Source organism: Herbiconiux solani NBRC 106740, from assembly GCF_001571005.1.
Taxonomy (GTDB): domain Bacteria; phylum Actinomycetota; class Actinomycetes; order Actinomycetales; family Microbacteriaceae; genus Herbiconiux; species Herbiconiux solani.
Genome location: NZ_BCST01000004.1, coordinates 37,808 through 53,526, shown reverse-complemented (window position 1 = coordinate 53,526; position 15,719 = coordinate 37,808). Strand labels below are relative to the sequence as shown.

The 15,719-nt window shown below is 71.1% G+C and carries 16 protein-coding genes; 8 read left to right on the top strand and 8 right to left on the bottom strand.

What is annotated here, in order from left to right:
* Positions 1-3 precede the first annotated feature (3 nt).
* Positions 4-1,065 (bottom strand): NADH:flavin oxidoreductase/NADH oxidase, encoded by a 1,062-nt coding sequence (locus HSO01S_RS07960; RefSeq protein WP_066040205.1) that lies wholly within the window; start codon positions 1,063-1,065, stop codon positions 4-6.
* Positions 1,066-1,135: 70 nt separating this feature from the next.
* Here HSO01S_RS07960 and HSO01S_RS07955 point away from each other — a divergent pair, with 70 nt between their 5' ends.
* The gene (locus tag HSO01S_RS07955; RefSeq protein ID WP_066040203.1) at positions 1,136-2,032 is read left to right on the top strand and encodes an ADP-dependent NAD(P)H-hydrate dehydratase; all 897 of its coding nucleotides are present in this window, start codon (positions 1,136-1,138) and stop codon (positions 2,030-2,032) included.
* Here the strand turns inward: HSO01S_RS07955 and HSO01S_RS07950 are convergent.
* Positions 2,016-2,717 (bottom strand): YceI family protein, encoded by a 702-nt coding sequence (locus tag HSO01S_RS07950; RefSeq protein WP_066040201.1) that lies wholly within the window; start codon positions 2,715-2,717, stop codon positions 2,016-2,018. The genes HSO01S_RS07955 and HSO01S_RS07950 overlap by 17 nt on opposite strands.
* Before the next feature lie 131 nt (positions 2,718-2,848).
* Between HSO01S_RS07950 and HSO01S_RS07945 the strand changes: the two genes are divergently transcribed.
* Both HSO01S_RS07945 and HSO01S_RS07940 read left to right on the top strand, forming a co-directional pair.
* Positions 2,849-4,132, top strand: a complete 1,284-nt coding sequence (locus HSO01S_RS07945; protein ID WP_169799964.1) for a glycosyltransferase 87 family protein — start codon at positions 2,849-2,851, stop codon at positions 4,130-4,132.
* On the top strand, positions 4,080-4,400 hold the full coding sequence (locus HSO01S_RS07940; RefSeq protein WP_066040197.1) for a thiamine-binding protein: 321 nt from the start codon (positions 4,080-4,082) through the stop codon (positions 4,398-4,400). The genes HSO01S_RS07945 and HSO01S_RS07940 overlap by 53 nt, the downstream gene beginning before the upstream one ends.
* Before the next feature lie 47 nt (positions 4,401-4,447).
* Here HSO01S_RS07940 and HSO01S_RS07935 read toward each other — a convergent pair whose 3' ends face one another.
* The 5 genes from HSO01S_RS07935 to HSO01S_RS07915 form a co-directional block, all read right to left on the bottom strand.
* The gene (locus HSO01S_RS07935; protein ID WP_084361453.1) at positions 4,448-5,155 is read right to left on the bottom strand and encodes a response regulator; all 708 of its coding nucleotides are present in this window, start codon (positions 5,153-5,155) and stop codon (positions 4,448-4,450) included.
* A gap of 23 nt (positions 5,156-5,178) precedes the next feature.
* Positions 5,179-6,483 (bottom strand): hypothetical protein, encoded by a 1,305-nt coding sequence (locus tag HSO01S_RS07930; protein WP_066040193.1) that lies wholly within the window; start codon positions 6,481-6,483, stop codon positions 5,179-5,181.
* Positions 6,480-7,643 carry a sensor histidine kinase gene (locus HSO01S_RS07925; protein WP_066040190.1) on the bottom strand — a complete coding sequence of 388 codons (1,164 nt, stop codon included), beginning with the start codon at positions 7,641-7,643 and terminating at the stop codon, positions 6,480-6,482. Before HSO01S_RS07925 ends, HSO01S_RS07930 begins: the two co-directional genes overlap by 4 nt.
* Positions 7,644-7,829: 186 nt before the next feature.
* The gene (gene metX, locus HSO01S_RS07920; RefSeq protein ID WP_066040189.1) at positions 7,830-9,035 is read right to left on the bottom strand and encodes a homoserine O-acetyltransferase MetX; all 1,206 of its coding nucleotides are present in this window, start codon (positions 9,033-9,035) and stop codon (positions 7,830-7,832) included.
* Positions 9,036-9,314: 279 nt separating this feature from the next.
* Positions 9,315-10,640 (bottom strand): bifunctional o-acetylhomoserine/o-acetylserine sulfhydrylase, encoded by a 1,326-nt coding sequence (locus tag HSO01S_RS07915; protein ID WP_066040188.1) that lies wholly within the window; start codon positions 10,638-10,640, stop codon positions 9,315-9,317.
* 189 nt (positions 10,641-10,829) lie between these two features.
* Here HSO01S_RS07915 and HSO01S_RS07910 point away from each other — a divergent pair, with 189 nt between their 5' ends.
* Positions 10,830-11,603, top strand: a complete 774-nt coding sequence (locus tag HSO01S_RS07910) for an SDR family oxidoreductase (RefSeq protein ID WP_066040186.1) — start codon at positions 10,830-10,832, stop codon at positions 11,601-11,603.
* Here HSO01S_RS07910 and HSO01S_RS07905 read toward each other — a convergent pair.
* Complete coding sequence (locus HSO01S_RS07905; RefSeq protein ID WP_066040185.1) at positions 11,590-13,083, bottom strand: MFS transporter; 1,494 nt, start codon at positions 13,081-13,083, stop codon at positions 11,590-11,592. The two genes, HSO01S_RS07910 and HSO01S_RS07905, sit on opposite strands and share 14 nt — an antisense overlap.
* Positions 13,084-13,148: 65 nt before the next feature.
* On the opposite strand from HSO01S_RS07905, the gene HSO01S_RS07900 reads away from it, so the two are divergent.
* From HSO01S_RS07900 to HSO01S_RS07885, 4 genes are read left to right on the top strand one after another with little or no spacing between them, the layout of a single operon-like run.
* A complete protein-coding gene (locus HSO01S_RS07900) occupies positions 13,149-13,670 on the top strand; it encodes a phosphoribosyltransferase (protein ID WP_066040182.1) in 522 nt (173 codons plus the stop codon).
* On the top strand, positions 13,667-14,398 hold the full coding sequence (locus tag HSO01S_RS07895; RefSeq protein ID WP_066040730.1) for a type 1 glutamine amidotransferase family protein: 732 nt from the start codon (positions 13,667-13,669) through the stop codon (positions 14,396-14,398). The genes HSO01S_RS07900 and HSO01S_RS07895 overlap by 4 nt, the downstream gene beginning before the upstream one ends.
* A gap of 10 nt (positions 14,399-14,408) precedes the next feature.
* Complete coding sequence (locus tag HSO01S_RS07890; RefSeq protein ID WP_066040179.1) at positions 14,409-15,101, top strand: uracil-DNA glycosylase; 693 nt, start codon at positions 14,409-14,411, stop codon at positions 15,099-15,101.
* Between the two features lie 24 nt (positions 15,102-15,125).
* Entirely contained in the window at positions 15,126-15,716 is a 591-nt protein-coding gene (locus HSO01S_RS07885; RefSeq protein WP_066040177.1) for a GNAT family N-acetyltransferase, read from the top strand.
* Positions 15,717-15,719 lie beyond the last annotated feature (3 nt).

Here is a 15,719-nt window from a genome sequence, read left to right as displayed (position 1 = left end):
CCGCTAGGAGCGCGGCAGCCGCGCCCGCAGGTACTGCGCGGGCCAGTAGTCGATGTCGACGCCGAGTTCGTCCGCCGCACGGAGCGGGAAGTGCGGGTCGCGGAGCAGTTCCCGGGCGAGCATCACGGCGTCGGCGCGGCCCGAGGCCACGACGTCCTCCGCCTCGCGCGGGGTGGTGATGAGCCCGACGGCCGAGACCGGCACTCCGGAGTCGCGGCGCACCTCGGCGGCCAGCGGCACCTGGTAGAGCGGCCCGACCGGGATCGTGGCCCCGGCGACGTTGCCACCGCTGGAGATGTCCGCGAGGTCGGCGCCCTCGGCGGCGGCCCAGTCGGCCACCGTCGCGGTCTGCTCGGCGTCGAAGCCGCCCTCGGTCCAGTCCGTGGCCGAGAAGCGCACGAAGACGACCCGATCCGGGCCGGCCTCCTCGCGCACGACCCGGACGACCTCGAGCAGCAGGCGGGCCCGGTTCTCCAGGCTCCCGCCGTACTCGTCCTCGCGCCGGTTCGACAGCGGCGACAGGAACTGGTTCAGCAGGTAGCCGTGGGCCGCGTGCACCTCGAGCACGTCGAACCCGGCCTCGACCGAGCGGCGGGCGGCCGCCCGGAAGTCCTCGACCACGCCGGCGATCTCGTCGACCGTGAGCGCGCGCGGCTCGGCGTACCGCCCGAAGGCGAGCGCCGAGGGGCCGACGGTGGGCCAGCCGCCCTGGTCCACCGGCACCGATCCGTGCTCCTCGCTCCACGGCCGGAACGTCGAGGCCTTGCGGCCGGCGTGGGCGAGCTGGATGCCGGGCACGGCGCCCTGCGAACGGATGAACGCGGTGATCCGCGCGAACACGTCGCGCTGAGCGTCGTTCCAGATCCCCAGGTCCTGCGGCGAGATGCGCCCCTCGGGTGAGACGGCCGTGGCCTCGGTGATCACCAGTGCCGCACCTCCCGTCGCGAAGGAGCCCAGGTGCACGAGGTGCCAGTCGTTCGGCATCCCGTCCTGCTCCTCGGCGGAGTACTGGCACATCGGGGCGACCCAGATGCGGTTGCGGAGGGTCACGGACCGGATCGTCATGGGGGAGAAGAGAGCGGAAGGCACGCTCCATTATCCCCGGCCACCGGGCACCCCGGCCTATCGTGAGGGGATGAGCGAAACACCCTCCGCCGACTGGCGCGACTGGAACGAGCTGGCCGCCTCCGAGTGCATCCGGGTGCCGGGCAAGGACGACGACAAGTACTCCCGGGGTGTGCTCGGCATCGTCACCGGCTCGGCCGAGTTCCCGGGCGCCGCCGTGCTCGGTGTCGAGGCCGCGGTGCGGACCGGGCTCGGGATGGTGCGGTACCTCGGCGCCGAGCGCGCCGCCGGCTTCGTGCTGCACGCCAGGCCCGAGGCCGTCACCGCCGAGGGCCGGGTGCAGGCCTGGCTGATCGGCTCCGGGATGAGCTCCGCGAGCCGGACGGATGAGGAGTCGGCGCTGCTGGAGAAGGCGGTGACCGGCGGCGAGCCCGTCGTCGCCGACGCCGGGGCCCTCGACCTCGCCGGCCGGATCGTGGGGCCGGCCGTGCTCACGCCGCACGCCGGCGAGATGGTGACCCTGCTGGCCGACTTCGGCATCCAGACCGATCGCAGAGCGGTCAGCGCCAACCCGGAGTCCTTCGCGCAGCGCGCCGCCGACGCGACGGGGCACGTCGTGCTGCTGAAGGGCAGCGTCACCCACGTCTGCGGCCCGGCCGACGCCGACGGGCACCGGACCGCCGCTCGGGTGCTCGCGCCCTCGAGCTGGGCGGCGACGGCGGGTTCGGGCGACGTGCTCGGCGGGATCGTGGGTGCGCTGGTCGCGACGCACGCCGACGAGCTCGGCGACGGATCCGACCTCTCACCAGAGGCGCGGACCGCGCGGCTTGTCGGCCTCGCGGCGACGGGTGCCTACATCCACGCCTGGGCGGCCGAGCGCGCGTCGGACCGCGGGCCGATCGCCGCGCTGGACATCGCCGGGGCGGTGCCCCGGATCGTCGCCCGCCTGGTCAGCGGCTCGGACTGACGTCCAGCTGCACGTCGAGGTAGGCGGTGTCGCCCACGGTGAGACCGCCGATCTCCGGCAGCGTCATCCCGAACGCCGACAGGTCGACCGGGATGGAGCCCTCGATCGTGCCCGAGGAGGCGTCGAAGCTGAGCCGGCCCTCGGCCGAGACCGCATTGCTGATGCCCCGCATCGTGAGGGTGCCGACGATCGGGACGGACTCGACCGCGGTCTGCCCGTTGTCGGACGGCGTGTCCGGCAGGGTGATCGGCTCGGTCAGCACGAAGGAGGCCATCGGGTTGCCGCCCGTGGCGAGCACGAGGGCGCCGAGCACCGCGTCGCGGGAGTCGCCCCGGCCGACGAGGGTCGACAGGTCGACCATGAACTCGGCGTCGGTGAGCCGGTCGCCCGTCACCGCGACGACTCCGGTGAGGTCGGAGGTGCTGCCCGTGACCTCCTCGTCGCCGGTGGTCGACACCCGGTAGCCGAGGGTCGAGCTCGGCTGCAGCACCCAGGTCTCGCTCTCCGGATCGCCGGAGAGCCCTGTTCCCGGGGAGTCGAAGACGGTCGGCACGACCTGCTGCACGCTGGCCGAGGTCTCGGTGGCCAGCGTGCGTCCGAGGATGGGGAGCGCGACCACCGCGACCGCGCCGACCGCAGCGATGCCCAGCACGAGGGCGACGCTGTACTTGACGGGATTGTTCACGCGGGGGCTTCCGGATCGGATCGGACGCCTCATCAAAGCAAGCCAAGGTGGTTGACGCCTGGGAAGCGCCGCAACGACACCTGGGTCTTCGGTCACCGGCCATTCAGAATGCGCCCAATAGGATGACCCTCGTGCTGACACGTGTAGGACGACTCGCTGCCATGCCCGTCGTGCTCTGGGTCGCGTTCCTGGCCACCCATCTCTGGCTCGGGTACGACGGCCTCAACCACCCCAACCTCCCCTTCGGCGACGTCACGAACGTCTACCGCCCGTGGGTCGAGCAGTCGCTCTCGGGCTTCCGGCTGGGCATCGACGGCCCCTGGGTCTACCCGATCCTCGCGTTCATCCCGATGCTCGCGGCAATGGTGCTGGGCGCGGCGAACTACGGCATCGGCTGGATGCTCATGGTCACCCTCGCCGACGCCGCGGTCTTCGCCTACCTCATCGTGCGGGCGCGGTCGGATGCCGAGACGGGCACCCGCCGGATCGTCGCCGCCTGGTGGTGGCTGGCCCTTCTGCTCCTGATCGGCCCGGTCGCGGTCGGCCGGATCGACATCTTCACGGTCGACCTCGTGATCGTCGGGCTCCTTCTGGTCCGCACCCGCCCGGCCCTGGCCGGCGTGCTGCTCGCCCTGGCGACCTGGGTCAAGGTCTGGCCGGCTGCGATGGTCGCCGCCGTCGTGATCGCCGTCCGCCGCCGCGTACGGGTCGCCGTCGCGGCCGCGATCACCCTGGTCGGCGTCGCCGCCGGGGCGCTGGCCTTCGGCGCCGGCATGAACGTCTTCAGCTTCGTCACCGAGCAGACCGGCCGCGGACTCCAGGTCGAGGCCCCGGTATCGTCGATCTGGATGTGGATGGCCTACGCGGGCGCCGAGACGCGCGTCGGCTACGACCTCGACATCCTCACCTTCCAGGTCTCCGGCCCGGGCAGCGAGTTCGCCTCCTGGCTGATGACGCCCCTGCTCGTGGTGGCGGTCGCCCTGGTGCTCGTGCTCGCCGTGATCGTGGTGCGCCGCGGCACCTCCTCGGTCGTGGTGCTGCCGTGGCTCGCGCTCGCCCTGGTGACGGCGCTGATGACCTTCAACAAGGTGGGCTCGCCGCAGTTCATGGTGTGGCTGTCGGCCCCGATCATCCTGGGCATCGTCACGCAGGGCCGCCGGTTCTTCGCCCCCGCGATGGTCGCGTTCGTGATGGGCGCGCTGACCCAGATCATCTACCCGATCGCCTACGACGACGTCATCGGGCTCGACCCGGTGATGCTCACGGTGCTCTCGCTCCGCAACCTCCTGACCGTCTCGCTGTTCGTGTTCTCGCTGGTCATGCTGTGGCAGAGTAGGGAGACGTCGAGAGAGGTGGCACAGGATGCTGGTGGCGTTTTCGGTCGCACCGTCGGGGGGCCCGTCGGCCGCCTCTGACGCCGGCGTGCACGACGCGGTCGCTGCGGCGGTCGAGGTGGTCCGGGCATCCGGTCTGCCGAACTCCACCGACTCGATGTTCACCACGATCGAGGGGGAGTGGGACGAGGTCTTCGACGTCGTCAAGCGCGCCACCGAGGCCGTGCAGGCCTACGGATCGCGGGTGTCGCTCGTGCTGAAGGCCGACATCCGGCCCGGGCACACGGGCGAGCTGACCGCCAAGGTCGAGCGGCTCGAAGAGGCGCTCGAGCGCCGCGAACAGGACTGATCCAGCCCGCTCGAAGAGGCGCCGGAGCGCCGCCGAACAGGGCTGAGTCAGCTCGGCAGCACGTCGTCCTCGAAGTCGTCGGCGCTCTGGTTGCCGAGGTACTCGTCGCGGGGGAGCAGGCCGTCCTGGATCGCCCGCTTCCGGAGCGCCACCTTCGTGCCGACGTCGATGCCGACGACCCGGTACTTCTCGCGGATCCGCTTGAGGTACGACTTCGCGGTCTCCTCCGAGATGCTGAGGGCCTTCGCGACCTGCTTGACCGGCTCGCCGCCGCCGTAGAGCGCCATCACCCGGCGCTCCTGGGCGCTCAGGCGCGGGGCGGCCTCGAGGTCCTCCGCCGCGAGCGCGAGATCGAGCTCGGTCGAGATGAAGCTGTCGCCGTCGGAGGCCGCGCGGATGGCCTCGACGATCATGTCGGCCTCCTCGCTCTTGACCAGGTAGCCGAGGGCGCCGGCGGCGATCGCCTCGCGCACGACGACCGGCTCGGAGTACGTGCTCATCAGCACCGTCTTGACCCCGGCCGACTTGAGGGCCCGCAGCTTGACCGAGACCGGCAGGTTGTCCTTCAGGTCGAGGTCGAGGAGCACGACGTCGACCGGGAACTCCGGATGCGTGAGGAGGTCAGGCCAGGTGGTGACGGCGGCGACCATGCTGATGTCGTCGGCGGCACCGCGGATCCACTCCGTCAGCGCCCCCAGCAGCATCCGATGATCGTCGACGATGGCCAAGCGGATGGGCTCTCGGGTGACCGTCACGGGGTTCCTTCCTTCCGGCGGGATCACCGTGAGGCGTCCGGCACGACAACGTGGGCGTCGACGCTGACCCGCAGCCGGCCCGTGCGGGCCTCGACCGAGTACTGCCCGACGCGGGACAGGGCCGACCAGACAGCCGGATCGACGCGACGGCGCGGGAGGCCGCCGATCGAGATGGCTATCGGGAGCACCATCCTACCGTCAGGCGCGGGCCGGCTCCGGGCCCCCGGGCGGCCGATCCCGAGATCGATCCCGGGCGTGTAGCGCCCCGACTCGTCGACGATCAGCCAGAGGGCCGAGATCAGCCCGTCCCGCTGTCCGGGGCCGAGGTACGCGGCCAGGCCGTCGTGGTCCTCGAGCGTGACGACGGGCCCGAGGTACTCGGACTCGGTGATCGCGTGGTGCAGCCAGGTCTCGCGCCGGCCGGCCACCAGCACCCGACGGAGGTCGGTCGCGAGGGACGAGGCCGTCGTCGCCAAGGATCGCTCCAGCGGGAGCGGGGCCTTCCCGGTCGCGACGTCCTGCAGCAGCTCCTCCGCCGCCAGGTCGAGGAGCGCGAGTTCGGTCGAGGCCAGCAGCCCGAGCCCGTAGCGCGGGGCGTTGATCGCGCTCTCGGCGACCGTGCGGTCGAGTTCGCGCTGCACCAGGCCTCCGAAGGAGCGCACGACGACGATGCCTGCGACCGCCGGCACGATCGTCAGGACGAGCTGCGCGACACCCACCGCCGGGTCGGCGACCCCGAGCACGGCGAGCACGGCGATGCCGGCCACGGAGACGGCCCCGAGCCCGACGGTCGCCGCGATCAGGGTGCGGATGGGGCGGAGGGTCACGCACGCCAGAAGCGTCGCGCCCACCCCGATCCCGGTCGTGACGTAGTCGGCCGGGGAGGGGCTGCCGATCAGGGCGGCGTAGTCGAGCGCGAGGGCGACGGCGTCGGCGGCGAGGATGCCGAGGAACGCGGCCGAGGAGAGCATCCCGCGGTTGCGGCGCGCCAGGAGCAGGGCTGCTGCGAAGGCCAGGACGACGACGAACCAGCCCGCGAGCGAGACCAGGCGCAGGTCGTTGGCGGGCCAGGTCCAGGCGAACGAGACCAGGCCCCGGACGATCAGGATGACGCCGACGATCACGGCGCCGATGCCGAGGTAGCCGACCCCGAGCCGGGAGTCGCGCTCGATGTCCTGGCGCACGGCGTCGACCGCGCCGGGGCCGAGCCGGCGTGCGCGGACCAGCTGGGTGAGCATCCCGGGATCGGCGGTGCGGCCCCGCGGGCGGAGGCCCGGGGAGCGGGGCTCGCCCGGCGTCGTGGCGCCGCGGCCGCCGGGCGCGTTCACTTCGGCACCTCGAGCACCACGGTGGTGCCGGATCCGGGGGAGGAGAACAGCCTGACCTTGCCGCCGACGTCGCGGATGCGGGCGATCACCGACTCGGCGAGTCCGAGCCGGCCGACATCCACCGCGTCGAGGTCGAAGCCGACCCCCGAGTCGGTGACCATCGCGCGCACCGTCTGGTCGTCCTCCGTGATCGTCACGTCGGCCGAGCCGACCTCGGCGTGCCGGCGCACGTTCTCGAGGCACTCCGAGAGCGAGAGCAGGAAGGCGTCGAGCACGTGGCTCGGCAGGAGGATCTGCCCGCTGCCGTGCCAGGCGACCTGGAGGCCCATCCGGCCGAACCGCTGCTTGACCGATTCGAGCGTGTGGCCGAGGTCGCTGGTCTCGACCGGCTCGAGGGTGTACCCGCCCGAGGACCTCGGCATGGGCGTGCCGCCGAGCCGCAGCTGGCGGAGGAGCCGGGCGTCCTCGCCGGCCTGGTTGCGCATCGCCTCGGGCTGCACGCCGATGCCGGAGTGCGCGAGCAGGGTGAGGGTGGCGAGGACGGTGTCGTGCAGCAGACGGGCGCCCTGGCGGCGCTGCGCCTCCATCTCGCTGGCCTGCCGTTCGACGGCGTGGGCGCGGCCGAGCCGGGCCATCCCGACGAAGGCGCGGCGGAGGCTCGCTGAGAGCCAGGTCGCGGTGACGAACAGGGCCACCCAGCCGACCACGATCGAGGCGATCACGAAGGCGGCGCGGCCGGTCTGCCAGGTCGCGACGGTGGCCAGGGCGAGCACCGGGAGGTAGGCCGGGATCACGAGCCAGAGCAGCCGGGCCGAGGTGGCGAGCGCGGCGATCAGCGAGGGGATGGCGGTGGAGGCGAAGAACGTGATGCCGGTGGTCGTCGCGACGTCGATGGGTGCGGTCGCGGGCAGGAGGAAGGAGCCGAGCGCGGCGATCCCGACCAGGTAGGTGACCGCGGGCCAGACGAGCGACCGGGAGTTGCCGACGAAGTAGAAGCTCAAGGCGGTGAGGGCCATCAGCGACAGGCTGGGGGCGTAGTCGGGGAGCCTGGTCCAGGTGGCGGCACCCACCGCGATCATCGAGGAGACCGTGAAGGTCAGGCCGAGGTCGCGGGTCGTCCTGCTGAGGAGCTTGCGGCGCTCACGATCGGTGCGGGGCACTCTCGCATGATATATGCCACCCGGGCGTGCCGCTGTCTGCCCCCAGAACTGGGGCAGGACAGATCTCGACAGCTGTCGGTAAAGTGGTTTCCAGACCAGGGGGGAATTGGCCGGGGGTCGTCGACAAGACGCCCCCGGCCGCATTTGTTTAAGCGGCGGATGCGCTAGACAGCGGCCCGGCCGGGCTCAGGATGCGAGCAGCCGGGCGATCTCGCGGCCGACCAGGTCGAACTCGATCAAGAACCCGTCGTGGCCGAACTTCGACTCGATCACGACCGGCCGGTCGCCGTCGAGGGTGGCGGGCAGGTGCCGGGCGATCAGCTCCTGGTCGGCGACCGGGAAGAGGCGGTCGCTGTCGATGCCGACCACGAGCGCCTTCGCACGGACTCCGGCCAGCGCCGCCTCGACGCCGCCGCGGCCCCGGCCGAGGTCGTGGGAGTTCATCGCCTCGAGCAGGGTGACGTAGGTGTTCGCGTCGAACCGGCGGGTGAACTTGTTGCCATGGAAGTCGAGGTAGCTCTCGACGGCGAAGCGGCCCCCGCCGCCGAGGGGGTCGATCCCGCTCTGCCAGCTGCGCTGGAACCGGTCGTTCAGCTCGCTCGGGCTGCGGTAGTTGAGGAGCGCCATACGGCGCGCCAGGGCGAGGCCCTGATGGGGTCCTTCGCCGTCGGGGGCGTCGTAGTAGTCGCCGCCGTGGAACAGCGGATCGGCCCGGATCGCCTGGATCTGCACCGAGTTCAGCGCGATCTGGTCGGCTGAGCTCGCGGCGGGGGCGGCGATGACCGCGATCCGCTCGACCTCGCCGGGGAACTGAACGGCCCACTCGAGCACCTGCATCCCGCCCATCGACCCGCCGACGACGGCGGCCCAGCGGTCGAGGCCGAGTTCGGCGAGCAGGGCGTGCTGGGCGCGCACCTGGTCGGCGATCGTGGTGAAGGGGAAGCGCGCGCCCCATTCCACGCCGTCGGGCGCGATCGAGGAGGGGCCGGTGCTGCCCTGGCAGCCGCCCAGCATGTTGGGCGCGACGACGAACCAGCGGTCGGTGTCGATCGGCAGCCCCGGCCCCACGAGCCCGGGCCACCAGCCGTCGGTCGGATGCCCGGGCTCGGCCGGGTGGTTCAGGTTGCTGTCGCCGGTCAGGGCGTGCAGGACGAGGATCGCGTTGTCGCGCTCGGGAGCGAGCGTCCCGTACGTCTCGAACGCGAGCCGCACCTGAGGCACGCTCTCCCCGCTCTCGAACGAGAACGCCCCCACCTCGACGAACCGCCGCCGCCCGACAGGATCCCCTTCCCGCCAGGCCCCCGAAGCCGCCGGCTTCCCCAACACCGACCGAATCTGCGCATCACTAACGAACCCGCTAGGAACGGTGTCTTCGTTGGTCTGCCAGTCCATGTTCCCCTCGAAGTTATGGGACGTGAATGAAACCTACAGGCCGTACTCGCTGACCCAGGGTGAGTGCGCGGCCGCGCTAGCGACCGCACACGAACATGTCGCGCTGCGCCGGGCAGGGACCGGCGCAGCCCGGGATACGCGCGCGAAGCACGCGCATCCCGGCAGCTAGCACAGCGGGACGTCATGCATCCCTCACCTGCCGGCACGAAAAAGACCGTCTAATCAGCCTTCACCTGCCGGGACGAAAAAGACCGTCTACGCCGCCTTCACTTCCCTGGATCACACAGCGTTCGCGCGCACAGTCTCCCGCGCCGCCGCCAGCCCCTGCTCGAGGTCGGCCTTCAGGTCGTCGATGTTCTCCAGGCCCACCGAGAGGCGCACGAGTCCGGGCGTCACGCCCGCCGTGAGCTGCTGCTCGGGGGTGAGCTGGGAGTGGGTGGTGGAGGCGGGGTGGATGACCAGCGAGCGCACGTCGCCGATGTTCGCCAGGTGGCTGAACAGCGACAGGCTCTCGACGAAGGTGCGTCCGGCCTCGACACCGCCCTTGAGCTCGAACGACAGCACGGCGCCGACGCCCTTGGGGGCGTACTTGTTCGCGGCCGCGTACCACGGGCTCGTCGGGAGCCCCGCGTAGTAGACGGTGGCGATGTCGTCGTGGGCATCCAGCCACTCGGCGATCTCCTGGGCGTTCTGCACGTGCCGCTCGATGCGGAGCGACAGCGTCTCGATGCCCTGGATGAGCTGCCAGGCGCTGGCCGGCGCGATCGAGGCGCCGAGGTCGCGGAGCAGCTGCACCCGCGCCTTGATGATGTAGGCGATGCCGTCGCCCAGCACGCCCGTGTAGCTGGCGCCGTGGTACGAGGGGTCGGGCTCGGTGAGTCCGGGGAACTTCTCGACGTTCTCCGACCACTTGAACTTCCCGCCGTCGACGATGATGCCGCCGATCACGGTGCCGTGGCCGCCGAGGAACTTGGTGGCCGAGTGCACGACGATGTCGGCCCCGTGCTCGAGCGGGCGGATCAGGTACGGCGTCGCGATCGTGTTGTCGACGATCAGCGGCACCCCGCTCTCGTGCGCGACGCCGGCGACGAGCTCGATGTCGAGGATGTTGATCTTCGGGTTGCCGATGGTCTCGCCGAAGAACAGCTTCGTGTTCGGGCGCACCGCACGGCGCCACTCCTCGGCGTCGTCCTGGTTCTCGACGAAGGTGGTCTCGATGCCGAGCTTCGCCAGCGTGTACTTGAAGAGGTTGTAAGTGCCGCCGTAGATCGACGACGACGACACGATGTGGTCGCCGGCCTGGGCGATGTTGAGCACGGCGAAGGTCTCGGCGGCCTGGCCGGAGGCGACCAGCAGTGCGGCGGTGCCTCCCTCGAGGGCGGCGACCCGCTCCTCGACCACGTTCTGCGTGGGGTTCTGGATGCGCGTGTAGATGTTGCCGAACTCCGCCAGGGCGAACAGGTTCTTCGCGTGGTCGGCGCTGTTGAAGACGTAGGACGTGGTCTGGTAGATCGGCGTCGCCCGCGCGTTCGTCACCGGGTCCGGCTGCGCACCGGTGTGGATCTGCTTGGTCTCGAACTTCCAGTTCGCGGCGTTGTCGGTCATTGTCGTCTCCGTCGTCGGTGATCGGGTCGGGTGGATCAGGGCTGCTGGAAGCGTATGAGCGGCCGGGCGGCCGGTCAACGCACCGGGTCTCGCGGCGTAACCTTCGGTCATCCGGCACCCGCGTTCCGCACTACCGTTGACGGTACGGAAGGGGCCGGGGAGGTCCCGGCCGGTGGAAGAGGGACGCGGATGAAGCGTGCGGTTGTCACAGGGGCGAGTTCGGGTATCGGTGCGGCGACGGTCCGCCTGCTGCGGCAGCACGGCTGGCCCGTGCTGGCGGTGGCGCGCCGGGAGGACAAGCTGCGCGAGCTCGCCGAGGAGACCGGCGCCGAGTACTTCGTCGCCGACCTGACGAAGCCGGAGGACGTCGAGGCCCTCCGCGCCCACGTCGAGTCCACCGGCGGCGTCAGCACGCTCGTGAACAACGCCGGCGGCGCCCTGGGGCTCGACAGCGTCGAGAACGGCTCCGACGACGACTGGCGCTGGATGTTCGAGATCAACGTGCTCGCGGTGCGCCGCGTGACGAGCGCGCTGCTCCCGCTGCTCCGGGCCTCGGTCGAGCCGGGAGGCGCGGCCGACATCCTGACCGTCTCGTCGATCGCGGCCCACATCTCGTACGAGGGCGGCGGCGGGTACAACGCCGCGAAGTTCGCGGTGCACTCGATGCTCGACGTGCTGCGGCTCGAGCTCTCCGGCGAGCCGATCCGCGTGCTCGAGATCGCCCCCGGCATGGTCAAGACCGAGGAGTTCTCGCTCAACCGCTTCAAGGGCGACGCGGCCAAGGCCGACTCGGTCTACCAGAACGTGCCCGACCCGCTCAGCGCGGAGGACGTCGCCACCACGATCGTCTCGATGCTCGAGCTGCCCCCGCACGTGAGCCTGGACCTCGTGGTCATCAAGCCGGTCGCGCAGTCGACCGCCTACAAGGTCGCGCGCGGCGAGCTGAAGGTCAAGGGGCAGTAGTCGCCGCGGCCGGCGCCGGCGCGACCACCACGTCGGCGTCGGCGAAGGCCAGCTTGGGCACGAAGAACAGCAGCACCCCGGCAACCACGGCCCCGCCCGCGCAGATCGACCACACGATCAGGTAGCCCGAGAGGCTGGATGCGGTGGCCGTGACCACGGTCGCGGCGCCCTGGAAGAGAACCACCGCGAAGACCGCCGAGGCGAACGAGCCGCCGATGGTCTTGGTCGTGTTCGTGAGCGCGGCCGCGATCCCGGTCTGGCCCGGGGGAGCGGCCGCGGCCGCCGCGGCGGGCATCGCTCCGACCAACGCGCCCGACCCGAGCCCGGCGATGGCCATGTTGAGCACCACCTGCCAGCTCTCGTGGTGGAACGGCAGGAAGAGCGCGTACCCGAGCGCGACCAGGAAGGTCGCGCCGATCAGCGCCACCCGGGGCGTCGCCCAGCGCGAGACGAACGGGAACAGGATGGCGCCGACGATCATCGAGACCAGGTAGACACCGATCAGGTTCGAGATCCCGGGAGCGTCGAGCCCGAGCCCGTAGCCGTTCACCGGGTCGGTGCCGGCGAAGGTGCTGAGCGGCACCTGCGCTCCGAGCAGGCTGATGCCGACGAGCCCGGCGGTCAGCTGCACCGGCCACATCGACGGCTGCCGCAGCACCCGCAGGTCGATCGCGGGATCGGGCTGCCGCAGCTCGAACAGGCCGAACGGCAGGAACATCAGCGCCCCGAGAGCGACCAGAGCCCAGACCCACCACGTCTCGGGGCCGTTGGTGCGGAGGAAGGTCAGGCCGCTCGTGATCAGCAGCAACGCGAGGGTGAGCATCGTGAAGCCGACGAGGTCGAGCTTCCGCCCCGGGAGGGGCTTGGACTCGGGCACCCCGAACAGGATGACGAAGAAGACCAGTGTCACCGCGATCGCCGGCACCATGAGGGTGAGCGGCACGTTCTCACCGAACGCCGTGAAGACCCGGCCGCCGGCGAGCGCCCCGATGATCGCTCCGGCCTCCAGCGCCACGACCAGGAGGCCCGCGGCCCGGCGGGTCTGCGAGGCCGCCCGCCCCGTGCGCCGCCCCCGGTCGAAGATCAGCGCGACCTCGAGCGGCAGCCAGACGACGTAGAAGCCCTGCAGCGCCCAGGCGATCAGGAAGCTCGTGAAGTCGCCCGCAGCGACCAGCCACCAGCTCGCGGCCGCGGTGAGCACCGTCGCGAGCAGGAGCATCCGCTTGTGCCCGACCATGTCGCCGAGCTTCGCGAGAACCGGCACGACGATCGCCGAGAGCAGCAGCTGGGCGGCCTCGAACCAGTTGAAGTCGGCGTCGCGGATGCCGAGATGCTGCACCAGGTCGGGGATCAGCGGGACGTAGAAGCCCTGCAGGATGCCGCTGGTGATCTCGACCAGGAAGAGGAAGCCGATGAGCGATGCGGTCACCCCCACGGCGCTGCCCCGCAACGACGGAAGACGACTCGCTGTTGAGCTCATGGGGTGATGGTAGGGCACGGGAACGCGCTCGGTCGGGACATCCGGTTTCCGGTAGCGTTCCGTGTATGGATTCTGAGTTCGAGACCCTCGAAGGCACGGTGGCCGAGGCGCCCACCCCCGAACGGGAGGTGCTCGGCTGGCTGGAGTTCGGCGACGCCTCGCGCTCGCTCGCCCGTGACATCGTCGAGTCCGGCTTCGTGCCCGACTTCGTGATCGCGATCGCCCGCGGCGGCCTGATCCCGGGCGGCGCCCTGGCCTACGCCCTGGGTGTGAAGAGCTGCGGCAGCCTCAACGTGGAGTTCTACTCCGACATCGAGGAGACCCTGCCCGAGCCGATCATCCTGCCGCCGCTGCTCGACAACGAGCCCCTGATCGGCAAGAACGTGCTGCTCGTCGACGACGTCGCCGACTCGGGGCGCACGCTCGCGCTCGTGGTCGACCTGCTGCAGAAGCTCGACATCACCGTCAAGTCGGCCACGCTCTACAGCAAGCCCCGCTCGGTGATCGCGCCCGACTTCCACTGGAAGGAGACCGATCGCTGGATCGTCTTCCCGTGGTCGGCGCACCCCCCGGTGAGCGCCGAATGAGCATCCATCTCGTCGGTGGCGGCTGGCCCGTCGAAGACGACGGTGCCGTCTACCGAGTGTTCTTCGAGGAGATCACCGCCCGCGCCGAGGCGGCCGGCCGCCTCGAGGGCGCCCACCTGCCGATCGTGCTGGTGCGCGACGGCGACGGCCCCGAGAAGTACGCCGAGCTCGTCACGGCGTTCGAGCACCTGGCGAAGATCCAGCCCGTGGCGGTGCTCTCGCCCGAGAACGCCCCGATCGACCCTGCGGTCTTCGCGGATGCGGACGGGATCATCGTGTGGGGCGGCCTGACGCCGGCCTACCGCGAATCCCTCGCCCCGGCCTTCCTCGAGCTCCGCCGCCTCGTGGCGTCCGGTGTGCCCTACCTCGGGTTCTCCGCCGGTGCGGCCCTCGCGGCCGAGCACGCGATCGTCGGCGGCTGGAAGATCGACACCGTCGAGATCGGTACCGAGGATGCGGCGGAGGATCTCGAGCAGCTCACCGTCGCCGAGGGCATCGGCCTGATCGACCTCGCGGTCGACGTGCACGCCGTGCAGTGGGGCTCGGTGTCGCGGCTGATCGCTGCGACCGAGGCCGGACTGGTCGACGGCGGTGTCGCGATCGACGAGCACACCGCGCTGGTGGTCGGCGAGGGCCCCCTGCAGGTGCTCGGCCGTGGCAGCGTCTGGAAGGTCACGCCGGACAACGGGAGCGTGCGCGTCTCGACGGCGGGCGCCGGCGCGAGCTGAGGCTGCTCCGATGACGGGACTCTCGCTCGACGAACTCGCCGGGACGGGGCAGATCGACCCGGGCTGGGCCGAGGCGCTCGCCCCGGTCGGCGACCGGATCGCCGAACTCGGTGAGATGTTGCGCGCCGAGAACGCGGCCGGTCGCGGGTACCTGCCCGACGGCCACGACGTGCTGCGCGCGTTCCGGGCCCCGCTCTCCGGGGTGCGGGTGCTCATCGTGGGACAGGATCCGTATCCCACGCCCGGGCATCCGATCGGGCTCTCGTTCGCGGTCGACCGGCACGTGCGGCCCCTGCCGCGGAGTCTCGCGAACATCTACCGCGAGCTGAACGACGACCTGGGCATCCCGCCCGCCCCGCACGGCGATCTGAGCGCCTGGGGCGAGAACGGCGTGATGCTGCTCAACCGTGTGCTGACCGTGCAGCCGGGTCTGCCCGCCTCGCACCGGGGCCGGGGGTGGGAGGAGGTCACCGCTCACGCGATCCGCACGCTGGTCGCCCGCGACAGTCCGCTCGTGGCGATCCTGTGGGGGCGGGATGCGGCGGGGCTCGTGCCGCTGCTCGGTGACACACCGGTGATCACGTCCGCGCATCCGAGCCCCCTGTCGGCCAGCCGCGGCTTCTTCGGCTCGAAGCCGTTCAGCCGCGCCAACGCCCTCCTCGAGGAGCAGGGGGCCGAGCCGGTCGACTGGACGCCCCGGTAGTCCGCCGCTGGCTAGGCTGGAACCATGTTGGAAGAGGAGTACCAGCCGCGCCGCCGGCTGCCCCGCGAGCTCCGGCCCGCGACCGGTGAGAAGCCGCCGCTGGAGGTGCCGTTCGAGTACGTGCTCCGGGATGCGACGGAGACCGACCTCCCGTACATCCGCGAGATCTACAACCACTACGTCGCGAACACCGTCGTCACCTTCGACGAGGACGCGATGACGCTCAAGGAGTGGCGGCACAAGTTCGCCTGGACCCAGAAGCTCAACTACCCCTTCCTCGTCGCCGTCTCGCCCACCGGCACCCTGCTCGGCTTCGCATACGTCTCGGCCTGGAAGCAGAAGGCCGCCTACCGGCGCACGGTCGAGGATTCGATCTACCTCGGCCCGGCCGCCACGGGCAAGGGCCTCGGCAAGGTCCTGCTCGCCGAGCTGATCGTCCGGTCGAAGCAGGCCGGGATCAAGGAGATGCTGGCGGTGATCGCCGACCAGGGCGCGGACGCCTCGATCCGTCTGCACGAGGGCTTCGGCTTCAAGGAGGTCGGCCGCCTCGGGCGCGTCGGCTTCAAGTTCGGGCACTGGCTCGGCACCGTGCTGCTGCAGAAGTCACTGAAGTAGGCC

Excerpts from the sequence above, each read along its gene's own strand:
- HSO01S_RS07955 (WP_066040203.1), top strand. The coding sequence starts at position 1,136 with ATGAGCGAAACACCCTCCGCCGACTGGCGCGACTGGAACGAGCTGGCC.
- HSO01S_RS07885 (WP_066040177.1), top strand. The coding sequence starts at position 15,126 with ATGTTGGAAGAGGAGTACCAGCCGCGCCGCCGGCTGCCCCGCGAGCTC.
- HSO01S_RS07960 (WP_066040205.1), bottom strand. The coding sequence starts at position 1,065 with ATGACGATCCGGTCCGTGACCCTCCGCAACCGCATCTGGGTCGCCCCG.
- metX (WP_066040189.1), bottom strand. The coding sequence starts at position 9,035 with ATGGACTGGCAGACCAACGAAGACACCGTTCCTAGCGGGTTCGTTAGT.
- HSO01S_RS07915 (WP_066040188.1), bottom strand. The coding sequence starts at position 10,640 with ATGACCGACAACGCCGCGAACTGGAAGTTCGAGACCAAGCAGATCCAC.
- HSO01S_RS07905 (WP_066040185.1), bottom strand. The coding sequence starts at position 13,083 with ATGAGCTCAACAGCGAGTCGTCTTCCGTCGTTGCGGGGCAGCGCCGTG.
- HSO01S_RS07910 (WP_066040186.1), top strand. The coding sequence starts at position 10,830 with ATGAAGCGTGCGGTTGTCACAGGGGCGAGTTCGGGTATCGGTGCGGCG.
- HSO01S_RS07940 (WP_066040197.1), top strand. The coding sequence starts at position 4,080 with ATGCTGGTGGCGTTTTCGGTCGCACCGTCGGGGGGCCCGTCGGCCGCC.
- HSO01S_RS07895 (WP_066040730.1), top strand. The coding sequence starts at position 13,667 with ATGAGCATCCATCTCGTCGGTGGCGGCTGGCCCGTCGAAGACGACGGT.
- HSO01S_RS07890 (WP_066040179.1), top strand. The coding sequence starts at position 14,409 with ATGACGGGACTCTCGCTCGACGAACTCGCCGGGACGGGGCAGATCGAC.
- HSO01S_RS07900 (WP_066040182.1), top strand. The coding sequence starts at position 13,149 with ATGGATTCTGAGTTCGAGACCCTCGAAGGCACGGTGGCCGAGGCGCCC.